This is a genomic window from Acinetobacter sp. ANC 4805, assembly GCF_022549495.1.
Taxonomy (GTDB): Bacteria; Pseudomonadota; Gammaproteobacteria; order Pseudomonadales; family Moraxellaceae; genus Acinetobacter.
The window spans coordinates 1-212 of record NZ_JAKZGD010000037.1 but is presented as its reverse complement, the minus strand read 5'-3'; the positions used below and the strand labels follow the sequence as shown (position 1 = coordinate 212).

Annotated in this window: 1 protein-coding gene; it reads left to right on the top strand. The window is 45.3% G+C overall.

Annotation, left to right across the window (positions count from 1 at the left end; genetic code table 11):
- The coding region (locus MMP60_RS15965; protein ID WP_241337295.1) for an Ig-like domain-containing protein at nucleotides 1–212 on the top strand (212 nt) is incomplete at both ends.

Genomic DNA, 212 nt, shown 5'->3' with positions numbered 1-212 from the left:
GTTGATGGAGATGGTTTAGCACCAGTCGTTGCGTTGAATGATGAAATCACCAATGATGCAACACCTGAACTAACCGGTACGATCAACGATCCAAACGCAAGCATTGTTGTGAATGTAAATGGAGTGGATTATGTAGCCACCAACAATGGTGATGGTACTTGGACCTTAGCAGACAATAGCTTGGCTGCATTGGCAGAAGGCAGCTATAGCGT